The following is a 16333-nucleotide window of genomic DNA, read 5'->3' as shown; positions in this document are numbered from 1 at the left end:
TTGTCCTGGAAGGACTCGTAGTCGAGGGGCGCGTCGATGACCGGTGCCTTGCCGGGGCGGGGTTCGAGTCGGTCGAAGTCGTTCCACGTTGTGACCGCAGACGGACAGCGTGGGAAGGCTTCATTGGCGAGATCATCCACCGTGACGGATTCCTTGCCGGCCAGCCGATGGCCGTGGTGCACGACCAGTACCCGGGGCTCGGCCCACAGGTCACGCAGGCGCAGTCGGTCGGTGGGGAAAGCCAGCGGGGCGCGAGTGACCAGGGCGTCCACCCGACGGTCGGTCAGGGCGCGGCCGTCAAGAAGGCCGATGTGCCGGGTGCGGATCCGGGCCGTCGGGTGTCGGTGACGGAGCCGGCGCACCGCCGACGTGATGACCAGATCACTGGCGTAACCGATCATGATTTCGTACGGGGTGGTGGCCTCACGCGCCGCAACGGTGGCAGCCTGAGCGGCTTGCATCAGGGTCTGAGCCTGCGGCAGGAAGGCGCGACCGGCTGCGGTGAGCCGGCTGCCCTGCGGCGTCCGGTCGAACAGGCGCGTACCGAGGTGCTCCTCGAGGCGCTGGATCTGACGGCTCAGCGATGGCTGCGCGACGTGCAGCGCTGCGGCCGCTCGGCCGAAGTTCGCCTGCTCTGCGACAACCAAGAAGTAGCCGACGAGGCGAAGATCAAGATCGGAGCCGGGAACGAGCATTCTCGAAGAATACCCATGTTCGCAGTGCATAACGGGTTACCGGAATGGTATTGGACGGCCGGACCGGCCCCGGACTTCAATTAACGACATGGGGAACTTCGACGGAAAGCGTGCCCTCGTCACCGGCGGAACCAGCGGAATCGGCCTGTCGATCGCGCGCCTGCTGACAGCCGGGGGCGCAAGCGTGATGGTGACCGGACGGTCCGCCAACGCACAGATCGATGGTGTCATCGCTGTCCGCAGCGACGCCACCTCCCGGGCCGACATCGACGCCCTCGCCGAGCAGGTGAAGGACACCTTCGGCACGCTGGACGCGGTGTTCTTGAACGCGGGCGTCCCTGGCGATTCGACACCGTTCGAGGCGACGACCGAAGAAGACTTCGATGCTGTCTTCGCCGCCAACGTCAAGGGGCCGTTCTTCACCCTGCAGCGGCTAGTTGGGCTACTCGCGGAAGACTCCGGCGTGGTGCTAACCACCTCGGTCGCGAACGAGATCGGCATGCCGAACATGAGCGCCTATTCGGCCAGTAAGGCCGCTCTGCGCTCGATGGCCCGCACGCTGGGCCGCGAGCTGCTGCCACGCGGCGTGCGAGTGAACGCGGTGAGCCCGGGAACGATCGACACCGGAATCCTGCACCGGAACCTGCCCACCGAGGTCGCGGACGAGATGGTCGCCGGTTTCGCCGCGCAGAACCCGATGCTGCGCATGGGCCACCCAGACGAGGTCGCCCGCGCAGCCGTCTTCCTCGCCTTCGACGCGACCTACACCATCGGATTCGAGCTCACCGTGGACGGCGGCATCACCTTGCTGTGACCCGCTCCGCCTTCGGGCTCCTCCTGCTGCACAGGACATGTCGGAGCCTGCGGCGGACGGAGTGCGGGCGGAGCAAAGTGAGCGCGCGCAGAGCGTCGACGCGGGAGACCCGACATGCCCCCGCTGCCGGTCCGACAGCGGGGGCACGGGCTGCCCGCCTACCGGGTCACGGCAGGGTCCACTTCTGGTTGGCGGCGGAGAGGCAGGTCCACAGGTGGACGGGCTGGCCGTCGGTGGCGTTGTTGTCCGACACGTCGAGGCACTTGCCGGACTGTGGGTTGCGTAGGGTTCCGTCGGCCTGGGCGGACCAGTTCTGTGCGCCGCTGCCGTTGCAGGTCCAGAGTTGGATCTTCGTGCCGTCGGCGGAAGCCCCTCCGGAGACGTCGAGGCATTTGCCGAGTGCCTTGACGGTGCTGTTCGGGGTGACCGTCCAGGTTTGTGCGGCGGTGCCGTTGCAGGTGTAGATCTGGATCTGGGTGCCGTCGGTGGTGGCCGCGTTGCGTACGTCCAGGCACTTGCCGCCGAGCCCGACGACCGGCCCGGTGCCCGGGGTGCCGGGGGTGCCGCCGCCCCGGACCAGGGTGAAGTCGTCCACGTCGAACAGGCCGGTCCCGGAGCCGGTGAAGGTCAGGTACACGGTCTGCGTACCGGCGGGCACCCCGGCCAGGGTGGTGCTGACGTCGGCGTACGTGGTCCAGCTTCCGGTGTTGGGCACCGCCACCTGGCCGAGCAGCGGGCCGGTGGCCGAGCCGGTCCGGATGCCGATGGTGCCGCCCGGACCACCGGAGACCACCCGGGCCCGCAACGAGGTGACCCCGGTCAGGTCGAGACCCGGGTACGCGGCCCAGTCGCCCGGGTCGACGTAGCCGAGGGTCTGTCCGCCGTTGGCCCCGGCCTTGGTGAACGCGCTGACCCCGTTGGCCGAGCTGAACGCCTCGGCCTGCACGGTGGTGTTGCCGCCCGGCGGCGGGGTGCCGCCCAGCTCCTTGATCCGGACGTTGCGGAACGACACGTCGTCGCCCGTACCGTGGTTCTGGAGCCCGACGTGGCCGGCGAGCGAGCGGGCCGGGTCGGTGTTGGTGAAGTCGTTGATCTTCCGCCCGTTGAGGAAGACCTGGAGGCGTTCCCCCTCGACCAGCAGCTCGTAGGTGTTCCACTCTCCCGGCGGGTTCAGGGCGGCGTCCCGGGCGGCCAGGTCGGCGGACTGGAAGGTGTAGACCGCGCCGGTGGTGCGGTCGGCCGCGTCGGTGGCGTCGATCTGGATCTCGTACCCGTTGTCCACCGCCGACCAGGGGTCGGTCGACGGCGGGAAGCCGATGAAGACGCCCGAGTTGTCGTCGCCCGACATCCGCCAGTCCAGCTTCAGGGAGTAGTTGGTGAACTGCTTGGCGCTGTACCAGTACAGGCCCATGCCGCCGACGGAGGTGAGGGTGGCGTCGGAGTTGCTGAAGCTGCCCGGACCGGCCTGCGACCAGCCGGTGGTGGACCCGTTGTAGAGGTTGCTGTAGCCGGTCTCCGGGCGGCAGTCGGCCTTCGCCCGACCCGCCGCGTACCGGATGCCGCCGAGCAGGTGGCTGCGGAACGCCGCCTCCGCGTACGACCCCTGGGTGTGCCCCAACCCGGTGTAGAACGACCGGCCGGAGCTGACGGTCTTGCACCAGGAGATCGGATGGTCACCGCCCATCGAACCGCCCGAGTACGACGACTCGTCCAGGGTGGCGAGGACCCGGGCGTCCGCGCGCGGGTTGGTCTGGTAGTTGTACCACTCGTCGGTGCGGGTCAAGGTCTGTGGCAGCTGACCGGTGGCCGGGTGCGCCCGGTTCTCGATGCGGACGTTCGCCTGCTGGATGGCCGGGTGCGAGGCGAAGTAGCCACCCACCAGGCTGCCGTAGTACGACCAGCCGTACTCGGTGTCGGCGGCGGCGTGGACGCCGACGTACCCGCCGCCGCCGTTGACGTACGACTCGAAGGCGGACTGCTGTGCGGCGTCCAGGACGTCTCCGGTGGTGTTGAGGAAGACCACCGCCTCGTACTGGGCCAGGTTCGCGGTGGTGAACCGGGACGCGTCCTCGGTCGCGGTCACGGTGAAACCGTTCGCCGCACCGAGCTCCCGGATCGCCTGGGTGCCGACGGCGATCGAGTCGTGCCGGAACCCGGCGGTCTTGGAGAACACCAGCACGTCGTACGGGGCGTCGGCCGCACTGGCCGGAGTCGCCGACGTCGTAGCGGCGAGAACTGCGGCAACGGCGGTCACCGCGCCGAGGACGGGTCGAAGGAGTCTGCGCATGTCACTCTCCCGAACGGGGTGGAGGGTGGTGCCGGGGCGCCCCGCGGACGCCCCCGGCAGGCGGGTTACGGCAGGGTCCACTTCTGGTTGGCCGCGGAGAGACAGGTCCACAGGTGGACGGGCTGGCCGTCGGTGGCGTTGTTGTCCGACACGTCCAGGCACTTGCCGGACTGTGGGTTGCGTAGGGTTCCGTCGGCCTGGGCGGACCAGTTCTGTGCGCCGCTGCCGTTGCAGGTCCAGAGTTGGATCTTCGTGCCGTCGGCGGAAGCCCCTCCGGAGACGTCCAGGCATTTGCCGAGTGCCTTGACGGTGCTGTTCGGGGTGACCGTCCAGGTCTGCGCGGCGGTGCCGTTGCAGGTGTAGATCTGGATCTGGGTGCCGTCGGTGGTGGCCGCGTTGCGTACGTCCAGGCACTTGCCGCCGAGCCCGACGACCGGCCCGGTGCCCGGGGTGGTGCCGCCGGTGACGAACGTGAACGTGTCGAGGTCGAACAGCGCCCCGGTGCCCCCGGCGAAGGTGAGGTAGAGCGTGCCGGTGCTGGCCGGCGCGCCGGAGACGGTGCCGGTGACGGTGGTGAAGGTCTCCCAGCCGCCGGTGACCGGGACGGTCGCCTGGCCCAGCACGGTGCCGGTGGGCGAACCCATCCGCACCTGGAGGGTGCCGCCGACGCCGTTGGAGGAGACCCGGGCGCTGAACGAGGTGACCTTGTCGAGTCGGTACGGCTCGAACGCGATCCAGTCGCCGTTGTCGATGCTGCCGACGGTCCGGCCGCCCTCGGCCGGGGCCTTGTCGTAGAGGGTCACCCCCGACGAGGTCTTCAGGTGCTCGGCCTGGCGCTTGCGCGGCTGGAGGGTGTGCTGCTTGTGGGTGGTCAGCCCACCGGCGTCGGTGTACTCGGCGTCGAAGATCGCGAAGATGTTCGCCGCGTCGTCGTGCTCGCCGTCGACGGGGATGGTGATCGAGCCGGAGCAGCCGTTCTTCGAGGTGATCTGGTGGCCGTGCTGGTCGTGGCCGAGCACGTAGGTCATCCTGACCTTGGCGCAGTCGATGGTGCCGTCCTCGGGGTCGGTGACGGTGATGCTGAAGGGCACCGCGTCGCCGTAGGAGAAGAGCGAGCCGTTCGCCGGGCCGGTGATGGTGACGGTCGGGGCGGTGTTGCCGACGCCGATCTGCACGCTGGCGGTGCCGGTCGCGCCCTGCGGGTCCCGGACGGTCAGGGTGACGTTGTAGGTGCCGTTGGCGGTGAACGTCTTGCTGGGGTTGGCCGCCGTGGAGGTGGTGCCGTCACCGAACGCCCACGAGTAGGTCAGCGCCCCGCCCTCCGGGTCCGACGACCCGGTCGACGAGAAGTTCACCGTCAGCGGGGCCGCCCCGGAGGTCCTGTCGGCGGCGGCGACGGCGGTCGGCGCGCGGTTGCCACCGGCGACGTAGTCGTACCGGTACAGCGCCGAGTTGGCGTCACCGTTGAAGTAGCCGGTGCCGTAGTCGAGGACGTACAGCGCGCCGTCCGGGCCGAACGCGGAGTCCATGACCTGCTTGCCGTTCCAGGGGAACGACGCGTCGATGGCGCCCCGGGAGCCGTCGGCGTTCACGTGGATGGGCTTGATCCAGCCCCGGCCCAGCTCGGCGGCGAAGAACTGGCCGTCGAAGGACTGCGGGAACTTCGTGGTGGACGGGTTCGACGCGCTGTAGCGGTAGACCGGGCCGGCCATCGGCGACTCGGAGCCGCCACCGAACTCCGGCGGGCTGCCGGCGTCACCGGCGTACCGGATCCAGGCCGGTTGCGCCCCGGGCAGGGTGGGCAGGCCGGTGTTGCGGAACGAGTTGTTGGTCGGCCCGCCGGTGCAGTCGTACTTGGCGCCCGCGGTGCCGGCGGCGAAGTCCCACTCCGCGTACGTCTCGGTGGCGGTGTTGGCACCGGTGCAGTACGGCCAGCCGTAGTTGCCCGGCCCGGTCACCCTGTTGAACTCGACCTGCCCACTGGGGCCGCGCGTGCTGGTGGTGCCGGCGTCCGGGCCGTAGTCGCCGACGTAGACGACGCCGGTGGCCTTGTCCACGCTCATCCGGAACGGGTTACGGAACCCCATCGCGTAGATCTCCGGACGGGTCCGCGCGGTGCCCGGGGCGAACATGTTCCCGGCCGGGATGGAGTAGCTCCCGTCCGCGTTCACCTTGATCCGCAGGATCTTGCCGCGCAGGTCGTTGCTGTTGGCCGCGCTGCGCTGCGCGTCGTACGCGGGGTTGCGGTTGGTCCGCTCGTCGATCGGCGCGTATCCGGCGGAGTCGAACGGGTTGCTGTCGTCGCCGGTCGACAGGTACAGGTTCCCGGCCGCGTCGAAGTCGATGTCCCCGCCGACGTGGCAGCAGATGCCCCGGTCGGCTGGCACGTCCAGGACGGTGACCTGGCTGGACGTGTTCAGCGTCCAGTCGGCGTTGAGGGTGAACCGGGACAGCCGGTTCACACCCTGCCAGGCGGAGAAGTCCGTGCCGGTGGCCGGGGCGTCCCCGGCGGGGGTGGACAGCGGCGGGGCGTGGTACAGGTAGACGTGCCGGTTGGTGGTGAAGTTCGGGTCCACCCCGACGCCCTGCAGGCCCTCCTCGTCGTGGGTGTAGACGGGGATCGTGCCGACCACGGTGGTGGTGCCGGCCGCGTCGGTACGACGCAGCGTGCCGTTGCGCGCGGTGTGCAACACCGACCGGTCGGGCAGCACCGCGATGGTCATGGGCTCGCCGACCTCGGCTACCCCCTTGGCCAGGGTGACCTGCTGGAAGTCGGTGGGGGTGATGGTGTGGGCCTGGGCGGGGGCCGGGCTGCCGAGGGCGACCAGCCCGGCGGCGGCCACCAGTAGTAGTGCGGAGCTGACCGACGTTGTTCGCCGGCCGAGCGCGCCGTCGTGGTTGGACACTGTCCGTCCGTCCCTTCCTGACGTTCGAATGCCAGGGCGGGGCGCGCGCCGTCGCGCCGGAAGCCGTAGCGGGGGAGGGGGTCGATGGATCACCGCGCCGCCGGTTCACCTCGCCGAAACACTTTCGTGATGCCGAAGACATTAAGCTGCTTCGATCTCGCTGTCCATACCTTCTGCCCAACCGCGGCGAACTTTCGCTTGAACCACGAAAAGTCCCCGGGTCTGCCCGGCGGTGCCGGCGCGGTGTACGAGCAGCCCGAAGACCTGTTCGACGCCGTGCCGTCGAGGTGGCTGATCGTCGCGGTGGCGGACTCGCGGGCAGCGGTGATGCGCTGCCGCAGCGGCGCCAGCGCGGCCGGAGGCTGGCCGGTCACGGGGGCCTGACAGCGTTCACTGAACCTGGTACGCGCCCGGCTTTCCCTGCCCTTCCACCAGCCGCCGAACCACCTCGGCGGGCACCGTCGCCCTCCAGGGCTGGGCCTCGCCGACCCGTTGCCTTGCCGACGACTACGGCGTCACCACGATCTTGCCCGTCGCCGTTCCCTTCTCCAGGTACCGGTGAGCCTCGATGATGTCGTCCAACGAGAACACCCGGTCCACCGCCGGCTGCAGCACGCCGGTGCGGACACCGGCGGTCAGGAACGCGGCGACGCGCCGGGCCGTCACCGGATCGACCATGTCCGCGGAACTCATGTAGCGGTAGACGGTCAGCGACGGATTCGCCGGGAACGACGCCGGCCGTGGGTCCAGCCAGCCCACCGTGGCCAGGGTGCCGCCGAGCTTCGCGGCCAGTGACAGTTCCGCCAGGCCCGGGCCCATGACGGCGTCCAGGATGATGTCGGCGCCCACCCCGCCGGTGTGCCGCCGGGTGGCCTCCGCGACGTCCTCCCGGTCGGTGGCGATCACTACGGCGGCTCCGGCGGCCAACAGGCTCTCCACCTTGGCGCTGTGCCGGGTGACCGCGATCGGTACGGCGCCGATCTGGTTGGCGATCTGGATCGCGGCCCGCCCGACGCCGCCCGACGCCGCAGTGATCAGGATCTGGTCCCCGGGCCGCATCCCGGCCCTCTCCACCAGCGCACCGTAGGCGGTGAAGTACGACACCCAGAGCGCCGCCGCACCGACGGGCTCCAGCCCGGCGGGCCGTCGCACCACCCGGTCGGCCGACAGCGTGGTGTACTCGGCGTAGGAGCCCCTGGTCTCGAAGTCGGGTATCGCCCCCAGGATGACCGGGTCGCCGACGGCCAGCCCGGTCACCCCGGACCCGAGCGCGTCGATCACACCGGTCCCCTCGACGCCCAGCCGGGCGTGCGGCAACTGCACGGGCCGCGGGGACTGCCCGCCCCGGACCATCTGGTCGAGCGGGTTGACGGCGAAGGCCTCGGTCCGGACGCGTACCTCACCGGCAGCAGGCTCGACGACCGGCTCATCGACGACGCGCAGAACGTCCGGACCGCCTGTCTCGTCGAACACGACTACTCGTGGCATGGTTGGCTCCTGGTGCTCCTGAAGGGCTTCACCGGGAAACGCTACGGAGCCGATAGGAACCTGCTGGTAACTTTTGGCCTTGTGGACAGCGCTCCCGGCCAGGTCTTCCTCGCCGACTGCCCCACCCGCCTGGCCGTCGAGATCATCGCCGAGAAGTGGGCGGTGATCGTGCTGTTCGCGCTCAGCCGGCAACCCCGGCGGCCCGGCGAACTGGCCGACCTCATCGGCGGCATCTCCCACAAGGTCCTCACCCAGACCCTGCGCCGCCTACAGGCGTACGGCCTGGTCGAACGCCACGCCTACGCCGAGGCGCCCCCGCGCGTCGAGTACAGCCTCACCTCACTCGGACAGACCCTGGTCGAGCCGATCAAAGTGCTGACCGACTGGGCCCGGGAGAACGGCGAAGCCATCGTCGACTTTCAGGAACAGAACGAGCGCTGAACCAACCAGCCCTACCGAAGACGTCGAAGATCCCGCCGTTCGACCCGGACACCTGGGGCGGTCCGGTGGACGCGGTGGTGACGGGGTTCTACCGCTGGCGTGCCACGGCCTGAGCGGGGTCGACCAGCGGGGGTCCGGCGGCGCGGACCCCCGCTGGCGCGCTGGGGACCTCAGCCGGTGGGCAGCGTCGCCCAGCCCCGGTTGAAGGTCTTGCTGTCCTCGTCCGGTCGGTAGTTACGTTCGATGTTGCCGGCCGCGTCCACCGAGAACCAGTGGATCTTGGTGCCGGTCGGGACGGTCAGCGTCTCGGCCCCTTCCCGGATGCCCGCCGAGGCGTACAGGGTGGACTCGAACGTCGGCCGGCTGCCGTCGAGGGTGTAGAACACCGCCGCCGGCTCGCTGACGTCGAACCGGACGCTGACCGCGCCCTCGGTGGCGCTCGGCGTGACCGACAGGGTGCTGGTCGGGCGCTTCTTGTCCTTGTCGTAGTCCCGGGCCACCCGCAGCAGCTCGACCAGGCCGTTGCTGAACTCCATGGTCTCCTGGTGCGCCTCCTCCCAGGTGGGCTGGAAGCTGGTGCCGACCTCGAAGTTCCAGGCGTAGATGCCGTACTTGTACCAGAGCATGTCGCCGGAGTTGCCGGCCGCCGAGTACAGCACGTCGGAGATCGGGCCGGTCCGGGCCGGGGTGACCGCCATGTTGCGGTGCCGCTTGATCGCGGTGAGGATGCGCGACGACGCGCCCCAGAAGAACGACTCCTCGGCCAGCGTCGGCCGGGGCGCGGAGATCCGGCCCGGGGTGGCGTACGCGCCCGGCGACCACATGAAGTAGTTGCCGGAGGAGTGCAGGTTCATCGAGAACTTCATGTTCGGCCGCTGGGCCAGCCAGTCGACGTTGCGGTTCTCCGGCTCGGACAGCTCGCTCGGCCCGGCGTAGGTGTCGCTGGTGCAGCTCGCCGACGCCCCCGAGTAGCCGTCGAAGAGGCTGTACTCGGTGTAGTTGCGGTTGTTGTCCACGCCCCACGAGTTACGGGCCAGCGCGTCGGTGGCACCGCCCGGCGCACAGTGGTTGGTCATGTTGCGGCGCTGGGAGGCGTAGTCGTAGAACGAGTAGTGCCCGCCGTCCGGGTTGATCGACGGGACGATCCAGATGTCCAGGGTGCGCAGCAGCTGCTTGGTGTTCTCGTCGGTGGCGTGGTTGCGCAGCAGTCGCTCGGCGGTCTCGATGGTCACCAGCGGCGGCACCCACTCCCGCGCGTGTTCCTGCGCGTACGCGAGCACCCCGGTGCGGGAGCCGTCGCGGTACTTGCCGATCCGGATGGCGTACACCGGGTGCGGGTCGCGGGAGACCCCGGCCGGCGCCTTCAGGTTGTCCGACAGCGGCGTCGGCGCGACCGGCGCGACCACCCCGGCGCCGGCGTCCCCCCGATAGGTGTACGCCGTGACCAGCGCACCCGCCTCGGCCGTCAGCGCTGCGGCGACCTGGGCGGCGGTGCTGGTCACCGCCCCGGCGGCGTCGGTGGCCAGGCTGACCCGGATGGCCTTGCCGGTCACCGTGACCGACAGCGGCTGGTCGGCCGCGCCCGGGGCGGCCAGCTCGACGGTGATGTCGTTGCCGCCCTCGTGCCCCCAGGCGAGCGAGTCCACCGCGACCCGGGTGGCGGTGGTCCCACCGAGCACGACCTGCGCCTTACGCCGGTACCCGTTGGTCTGGTAGGGCAGCTTCACCACCTCGGCGAGCTGCGGGTAGGCGTCGGCCAGCCGCTTGATCCGGTCGTACAGCTCGGTCGGGGTGAGGTAGCTGGTGACGAAGTCCTTCTGGTAGCCGGGTCCCTCCGGGCTGTCGGCCGGGATCGGCAGCCACTCCTTGACCTCGGCGACCGCCACGTCGCCGGAGGGGCTGGTGATCTGGATGCGCTCCGGCCGGGCGGTGACGGCGGCGGCGCCCCGGTGGTAGAGGTAGACCCCGGCATCGACGAACCGGGAGATGTTCTGGGTGCCACCGGAGCCGATCTCGGTGCCGGGGCCGCTGTCCCGGGCCACGGTCAGCGTGCTGGTGGAGGTCTGCCCCTGGGCCCACTTCGCCTCGACCGAGAGCACCTGGTTGGTGCCGGAGGTGTAGTAGTCGGCCCGGATGATCTTCACGTCGGAGGTGGCGGCGCTGCGCTCCAGGGTCGCCGTGTACGCCCGGTTCTCGGCCTGATGGGCGGCGATCGTGGCGTCCCGCTCGCTGATCCGCTGCGCGGAGTCGTCGGCGTCGTGCAGCACGGCGCCGACCCGGTAGCCCATCCGCTTCAGCCCGGCGACCTCGGTCGGGGTGACCACGGCGTGCACCACGATGCCCGCCTCGGTGGGAGTGACGTGGTGGTCGAGGTCGACGCCGGTGGCGACCAGCGCGTCGAGTTGGGCGGTGCCGTCGACCGTCACCTCCACCACGTCGGCCTGCTCGTCGGCGGAACGTTCGAGCGCGACCGGGGCGTCGGCCTCCCGGTCGGGCGGGGCGGCGGTGCCGGCGGTCGCCGGGCCGGCGAGCAGCAGCAACGCCACGCCGGCAGCCGTGGCGGCGGGTAGCCGCCGCCAGCGGCGGGGGAACGCGGAACGGGACATCTCGGGCCACCTTTCCTGGGGGTGCGAGACCGGCCGACGGCGCGCGGCAGCGCCCGCCGTCGGGCGGGTGTGCGAAACGGGGAGGTCGGACGCCGACAGTCGGGCGACGGTGGGCGACCGAACACGACGTCCACTCCGCCGACGACGGGGGACACGGGGGGTGTCCTCCGGACGCGCGGAGGCGACGGACCGGCGCCGATCCGGTCTGCGTGACGGGCGGGGGGCGTGCCTGGTTACGGTAGGTCGTGGGGGCGTTGCCGATCGGTGCGCCCATCCTGGCCGTGCCCGCTCGGATCTGTCAATGATCTGTCCGGCCGGACACGGACTGTCACAGCGCGGCGGCGCGGGTGTCCTCTCCGGACGGCCGGTCCGGCGGCGACGGTCAGGACGCCGACCGGTAGTGGCCGGCGAGCCGACCGAGCTTCATCGCCAGGTGCAGGCACAACCGTTCGTTGCCGTCCTTGAGGTCGGTGTCGGCGAGCTGCTCGACCCGTTGCAGCCGGTAGTAGAGGGTGGTCCGGTGCAGCCGCAGCTTCTCGGCGGTCGCGTGGGCGTTGCCGGCCAGGTCAAGGTACGCCTCCAGGGTCTCCAGCAGCACCTGGTGGGCGTCGTCGTGCAGTAGCCGCTCCAACCCGGGGTGCACCCCGGCGATGTCGAGGTGCCGGCCGTCGAGCTGGGACAGCACCCGGTAGATGCCCAGGCCGGCCCAGGAGACGACCCGGCCGAGCGCCGGCAGCTGCACCCCGACCCGGGCCGCCTGCACCGCCTCCCGGTAGGACTGCACCGCGTCGGCCAGCCCCGGGCGGGACTGGCCGATCCCGGTCACCGTCCGTTCCACCGAGGACAGCCCCCGGGTCGCCTGGCCCAGCGCCTCGTCGAGATGCTCGGCGGCGGCCTCCAGGGTGGGCTGGCCGGCGATCCGGCCGCCACAGATCAGCAGCACCCCGTGGTCGGGCCAGACCATGTGCAGCGACTCCCGCACGCCGAGCCACCGCCGGGTCGCCACCAGCGCCTGCTCCAGCGCGATCCGGGCCACCTCGTCGGGGTGCCGCCCGGCGGCGGGGACGAGCTGGACCACCACGGCGGTGGTGGGGCCGTCACCGGCGACCGTGCCCTCCTCCAGCAGCGCCCGGACGGCGTGCGCGCGGGCCTGCGGGCTCTCCACCAGCAGCGTCCGGGTGGCCTCCGACTCCCGCTGCGAGGCCAGCTCGCCGAGCAGGTTCTCCCGGTAGAGGGCCAGCGACAGGTCGGTGAAGGCGCTGGTCGCGGTGGCGATGTCGGCGTCGGTCATCGATCCGTCGTCGTCGATGAACCAGACGAACCCGAGCAGCAGGTCGTCGTGCCAGATCGGCACGCAGACCCGGGGGAGCAGGTCGAGGTCGACGTCGGCCGGGGTGCGCACCGGCTCACGGGCGGTGAGCACGCCCATCCGGCGGAACCAGGCGATCACCTCGGGGGTGGTCTGCCGGCGCAGGATCGACATCCGGCGCACCTCGTCCATCGGCCCGTCGTGTTCGCTGTAGACGACCACCCGCTGCCGCCGGTCCTCGATGAGGGCGGGACGCCCCACCCGGGCGGCGACGGCATCGACTATGCGTTGAAGCTCACCGTGCATGGATCTCCCCTGGTTGGCTGCGCGGCAGGGGTGCGACAGCCGGTGCCCTACCATCTGCGGCCGGTGGCCCCGGGCGCAAGGTCCACCGGGGATCTACCGACAAAAGGACGGCCCCCATGGCGACTGTTCCGGCAATTGTCCGAAGCGCCGCCGTGATCGCCGATCGTAGGGTTCCGGTGCGGTGGGCAGCGGGCCACCGGCGCGCAGGAGGGAACGCCCGAGTGACAGCTGGTAGGCCCTGGCGGGGGGTGCTGGTCGCCATCACCACACCGTTCCGCGACGACCTCGGCGTCGACTTCGACCGGCTCCAGGAGCACGTGCGCTGGCTGGCCGAGGCGGGGTGTCACGGGGTGACCCCGTGCGCGTCGGTGGGGGAGTACCGGGCGCTGTCCGACGACGAGCGGGCCGACGTGGTGCGGGCGACGGTGCAGGCCGCGCCGCCCGGCTGCGCGGTGCTGCCCGGCGTCGGCGGGTACGGCAGCCGGCAGTCCCGCCGCTGGGCGGAGCAGGCCGCCGCCGCCGGGGCGCACGGGGTGCTCGCCCCACCCCCGGACGGCTACCCCGCCGGCGACGCCGACGTGGTCGCCCACTACCGGGAGGTGACCGCCGTCGGCCTGCCGGTGGTGGCCCACAACGACCCGTACGACACCCGGGTGGACCTCACCCCGGAGCTGCTCGCCCGGGTCGCGGAGACCGACGGGATCGTCGCGGTCGAGGAGTTCTCCGGTGACGTCCGACGGGTGCACCGGATCAGGGACCTCTGCCCGCACGTGGACGTGCTGGCCGGCGCGGACGACGTGCTGCTGGAACTCGTGTTGTGCGGGGCCCGGGGCTGGGTCGCCGGCCTGTCCAACGCGCTGCCCCGGCAGGCCCTGCGCCTCTACGACCTCTGTGCCGCCGGTGACCTGGCCCGCGCGTTGCCGCTCTACGCCGAGCTGCACCCGGCGTTCGGCTGGGGCTCCCGGCCGGAGGCGGTGCAGGCGATCAAGCTTGCGATGGACTGTGCCGGGCGGTTCGGTGGACGGTGCCGCCCGCCGCGCGGCCCGCTGCCGCCGCCGGTCGCCGACCGGCTGCGCCGGGACCTGGTCCGGGCCCTGTCGGTCACCGTCGACCCGGTTGCCGACGGCCGTCCCCGCTGAGCCGTCCGGGCTGCTCCGGGCGGTGCCGGGGCGGGCCGGGCCGGTCGGTCCGGGCCGGGGCCCGGCCGGTCACGACCGGCTGCCGGTCCTTCAGGTGTCGGAAGCCGCCGGTTCACCTGCCGACATCTGCACGGTGACCGGCCCCGGCCCGGCCTCCTAGATTCGCTGCGCGGCCCGGTGCACGGCTGTCCCGGCAGTCACCCCTCGGGACACCGGTCACCGGCGGCCGCGTCCCTCCCGACGAGAGGTGAACCCGTGCACCGTGCTCCCCGCAACATCCCCCGACTGCGGCGTCGCGTGCTGGCCGCGGTCCTGGCCGGCACGCTCGTGGCGACCGCCTCGACGCAGGCCGCCGCGGCCCCGGCCAATCCGGCCGGCGGCACCGCGCCGTTCCAGGTCCTCGACCCGCAGGCGTGGCAGAACCCCGACACCATGACCTGGGACGACTACCAGGCGGTTCCCGGCAAGAACTGGGCCGATCCGAGCGTGCGGGGCTCGATCCGCAACTTCAAGATCGCCCTGGTCGCGCTCGACTATCCCGACCAGACGTTCGCGGTTTCCCAGCGGGCCCGCTCCACGGTCTTCGGCAACCCCCAGTCGGTCGCGGCCAACATCCCCCGCGCCGACGTGCCGAAGTTCTACCAGGACTTCCTCAACACCCCGAACACCCTGAACAAGGGGCACACCCTGCACGAGTACTGGATGCAGGACTCCAACGGGCGCTACGGCGTGGACCTGGCCGGGTTCGGGCCGTACCAGATGCCGGCGAAGTCCTACCAGTACGGGCTGGACAACAGCTTCAACCCCGGCGCCTGCCCGAGCGGGGACACCTGCAACAAGAACATCCGTACCGACGGGCTGGGCGCCTGGCGGGCCGCGGTCGGTGACGCGGTCGCCGACCAGTACGAGCTGGTCTTCATCCTCAGCGCCGGGCAAGACGAGTCGTCCACCTGGCAGGAGTTCGGGCAGATGATCTTCCAGAACAAGGAGGACGTGCCGGATTCCTGGGGCCCGCCGGACCCGAACCTGCCGAACTGGGCCAAGACCCGCTACGTGGAGTGGACCTCCTGGAAGGCGGCGGCGACGTTGTGGCCCAACGCCGGTTCCGGCTCCTCCACCCAGGGGGAGAGCTCCGGCATGGGGGTGTACGCCCACGAGCTGACCCACCTGCTCGGCATCGGCGACAACTACAACAACCCGTACGGCGAGCCGCTACGCAGGGCGTACACCGGCATCTGGAGCATGATGTCGCGCGGTTCGTTCAACGGACCCGGCGGCCCGCACACCCGCTGGCAGATCCCGCCGACCAACGGCGGTTCGATGGGGTCGCTGCACACGGTGCGGGACAAGCTCAAGATCGGCCTGCTCGGTGAGGAGCACGTGCTGCGGCTGTCCCGGGAGGCGCTGGCCTCCTCGGGCCTGGTTGTCGCCCAGGTGACCGCCCGTGCGGTCGACGCCGGCCCGAAGGGGCTGACCGGGGTGAACATCGCCCTGAACAAGGACCTCTCGCCGGCCTGCACGGTCGCCACGAACCCGCTGTGCGACGGCGGGAACTTCAACAACTACACGGTCGAGGTCGTCGACCGGATGGGCGCGGACTCGTTCACCCCGGACCGGGGCGTGCTGCTGAGCAAGACCAAGAACGCCGACAGCGCGCCGTTCCAGTGGGTGGTGGACGCCAACCCGCAGGACATCGACATGATCGATTTCTACCGGCCGGACGGCACCCCGCAGAAGATCACCATGGGTGACTACCGGCAGCTCTCCGACGCGCTGTTCCACGCCGGGGCGGACACCGGCAGCCAGTACGAGTACGTCGACGAGGCCAACCGGCTGCACTTCTACATCATCGACCTCAAGCGGGACGCGGCCGGCTCGCTGTCGTACACGGTGGCGGTGCGGTCGCTGGACGGCACCGGGGGGCCGAGCAGCCACGGCGTGACCCTGGGCAAGGGCGAGGTGACCAGCACCGGCAAGCCCACCAGCCGCGGCGTGACCTGCTCGTTCGAGCTGACCAACAGCGGCGTCTACTCCGCCGGTGGGCAGCAGCACCCGGAGAACGCGACCGCGTACCTGAAGTCGGACGTCTACCGGCTCTCGGCGGAGGTGGCCGGCAAGGGCTGGCGGACCTGGCTGCCCAACCCGTTGGCCACCGCCCAGTTCGGCAAGTCCACCACCGTCCGGGTTTCGGTGGGGGCCACCGCCGCCGCGGCGGACACCGGCTTCGTCAAGCTCACCGCGACCTCGGAGAGCGACCCGTCGAAGACGGTGACCAAGCAGTGCCGGGTGGAGAAGTCCTGACCGGAATCGACCGACGCCGTGGGTCCGTGGTGGCGCAGGCC

Annotated in this window: 11 protein-coding genes; 5 read left to right on the top strand and 6 right to left on the bottom strand. The window is 71.1% G+C overall.

Annotated features, from left to right (window positions below):
* The coding region (locus LPU61_RS29520; RefSeq protein ID WP_229406783.1) for a LysR family transcriptional regulator at positions 1-695 on the bottom strand (695 nt) is incomplete at its 3' end.
* Positions 696-783: 88 nt separating this feature from the next.
* On the opposite strand from LPU61_RS29520, the gene LPU61_RS29515 reads away from it, so the two are divergent.
* A complete protein-coding gene (locus tag LPU61_RS29515) occupies positions 784-1509 on the top strand; it encodes an SDR family oxidoreductase (RefSeq protein ID WP_043967751.1) in 726 nt (241 codons plus the stop codon).
* A 166-nt stretch (positions 1510-1675) separates the two neighbouring features.
* Here the strand turns inward: LPU61_RS29515 and LPU61_RS29510 are convergent, their stop codons facing one another.
* Positions 1676-3796, bottom strand: coding sequence for a ThuA domain-containing protein (locus LPU61_RS29510; protein ID WP_229406782.1), 2121 nt, complete (start codon positions 3794-3796; stop codon positions 1676-1678).
* Positions 3797-3861: 65 nt separating this feature from the next.
* On the bottom strand, positions 3862-6702 hold the full coding sequence (locus LPU61_RS29505; protein WP_374199727.1) for a PQQ-dependent sugar dehydrogenase: 2841 nt from the start codon (positions 6700-6702) through the stop codon (positions 3862-3864).
* Between the two features lie 84 nt (positions 6703-6786).
* Here LPU61_RS29505 and LPU61_RS29500 point away from each other — a divergent pair, with 84 nt between their 5' ends.
* Positions 6787-7086: a hypothetical protein gene (locus tag LPU61_RS29500; protein WP_229406781.1), complete on the top strand. Its 300-nt coding sequence runs from the start codon at positions 6787-6789 to the stop codon at positions 7084-7086.
* A gap of 123 nt (positions 7087-7209) precedes the next feature.
* Here the strand turns inward: LPU61_RS29500 and LPU61_RS29495 are convergent, their stop codons facing one another.
* Positions 7210-8190 carry a zinc-dependent alcohol dehydrogenase family protein gene (locus tag LPU61_RS29495; RefSeq protein WP_229406780.1) on the bottom strand — a complete coding sequence of 327 codons (981 nt, stop codon included), beginning with the start codon at positions 8188-8190 and terminating at the stop codon, positions 7210-7212.
* Between the two features lie 12 nt (positions 8191-8202).
* Between LPU61_RS29495 and LPU61_RS29490 the strand changes: the two genes are divergently transcribed.
* A complete protein-coding gene (locus tag LPU61_RS29490; RefSeq protein WP_229406779.1) occupies positions 8203-8631 on the top strand; it encodes a helix-turn-helix domain-containing protein in 429 nt (142 codons plus the stop codon).
* A gap of 170 nt (positions 8632-8801) precedes the next feature.
* Here LPU61_RS29490 and LPU61_RS29485 read toward each other — a convergent pair whose 3' ends face one another.
* Together LPU61_RS29485 and LPU61_RS29480 are read right to left on the bottom strand one after the other, a co-directional pair.
* Complete coding sequence (locus LPU61_RS29485) at positions 8802-11237, bottom strand: M14 family metallopeptidase (protein WP_082106580.1); 2436 nt, start codon at positions 11235-11237, stop codon at positions 8802-8804.
* A gap of 382 nt (positions 11238-11619) precedes the next feature.
* Complete coding sequence (locus LPU61_RS29480; protein ID WP_141722336.1) at positions 11620-12852, bottom strand: CdaR family transcriptional regulator; 1233 nt, start codon at positions 12850-12852, stop codon at positions 11620-11622.
* Positions 12853-13073: 221 nt separating this feature from the next.
* Between LPU61_RS29480 and LPU61_RS29475 the strand changes: the two genes are divergently transcribed.
* Positions 13074-13991 carry a dihydrodipicolinate synthase family protein gene (locus LPU61_RS29475; protein ID WP_043967762.1) on the top strand — a complete coding sequence of 306 codons (918 nt, stop codon included), beginning with the start codon at positions 13074-13076 and terminating at the stop codon, positions 13989-13991.
* A 255-nt stretch (positions 13992-14246) separates the two neighbouring features.
* On the top strand, positions 14247-16292 hold the full coding sequence (locus tag LPU61_RS29470; RefSeq protein WP_229406778.1) for a M6 family metalloprotease domain-containing protein: 2046 nt from the start codon (positions 14247-14249) through the stop codon (positions 16290-16292).
* The last annotated feature ends 41 nt before the right edge of the window (positions 16293-16333 follow it).

The organism is Micromonospora sp. NBRC 110038, assembly GCF_020884815.1.
Lineage (GTDB): Bacteria > Actinomycetota > Actinomycetes > Mycobacteriales > Micromonosporaceae > Micromonospora > Micromonospora haikouensis.
The sequence above is the reverse complement of the archived record's forward strand: the minus strand, read 5'-3'. Positions and strand labels throughout refer to the sequence as shown.

Coding starts and splice junctions, on each gene's coding strand:
- LPU61_RS29515 (WP_043967751.1), top strand. CDS start 784: ATGGGGAACTTCGACGGAAAGCGTGCCCTCGTCACCGGCGGAACCAGC.
- LPU61_RS29500 (WP_229406781.1), top strand. CDS start 6,787: ATGGATCACCGCGCCGCCGGTTCACCTCGCCGAAACACTTTCGTGATG.
- LPU61_RS29485 (WP_082106580.1), bottom strand. CDS start 11,237: ATGTCCCGTTCCGCGTTCCCCCGCCGCTGGCGGCGGCTACCCGCCGCC.
- LPU61_RS29510 (WP_229406782.1), bottom strand. CDS start 3,796: ATGCGCAGACTCCTTCGACCCGTCCTCGGCGCGGTGACCGCCGTTGCC.
- LPU61_RS29480 (WP_141722336.1), bottom strand. CDS start 12,852: ATGCACGGTGAGCTTCAACGCATAGTCGATGCCGTCGCCGCCCGGGTG.
- LPU61_RS29495 (WP_229406780.1), bottom strand. CDS start 8,190: ATGCCACGAGTAGTCGTGTTCGACGAGACAGGCGGTCCGGACGTTCTG.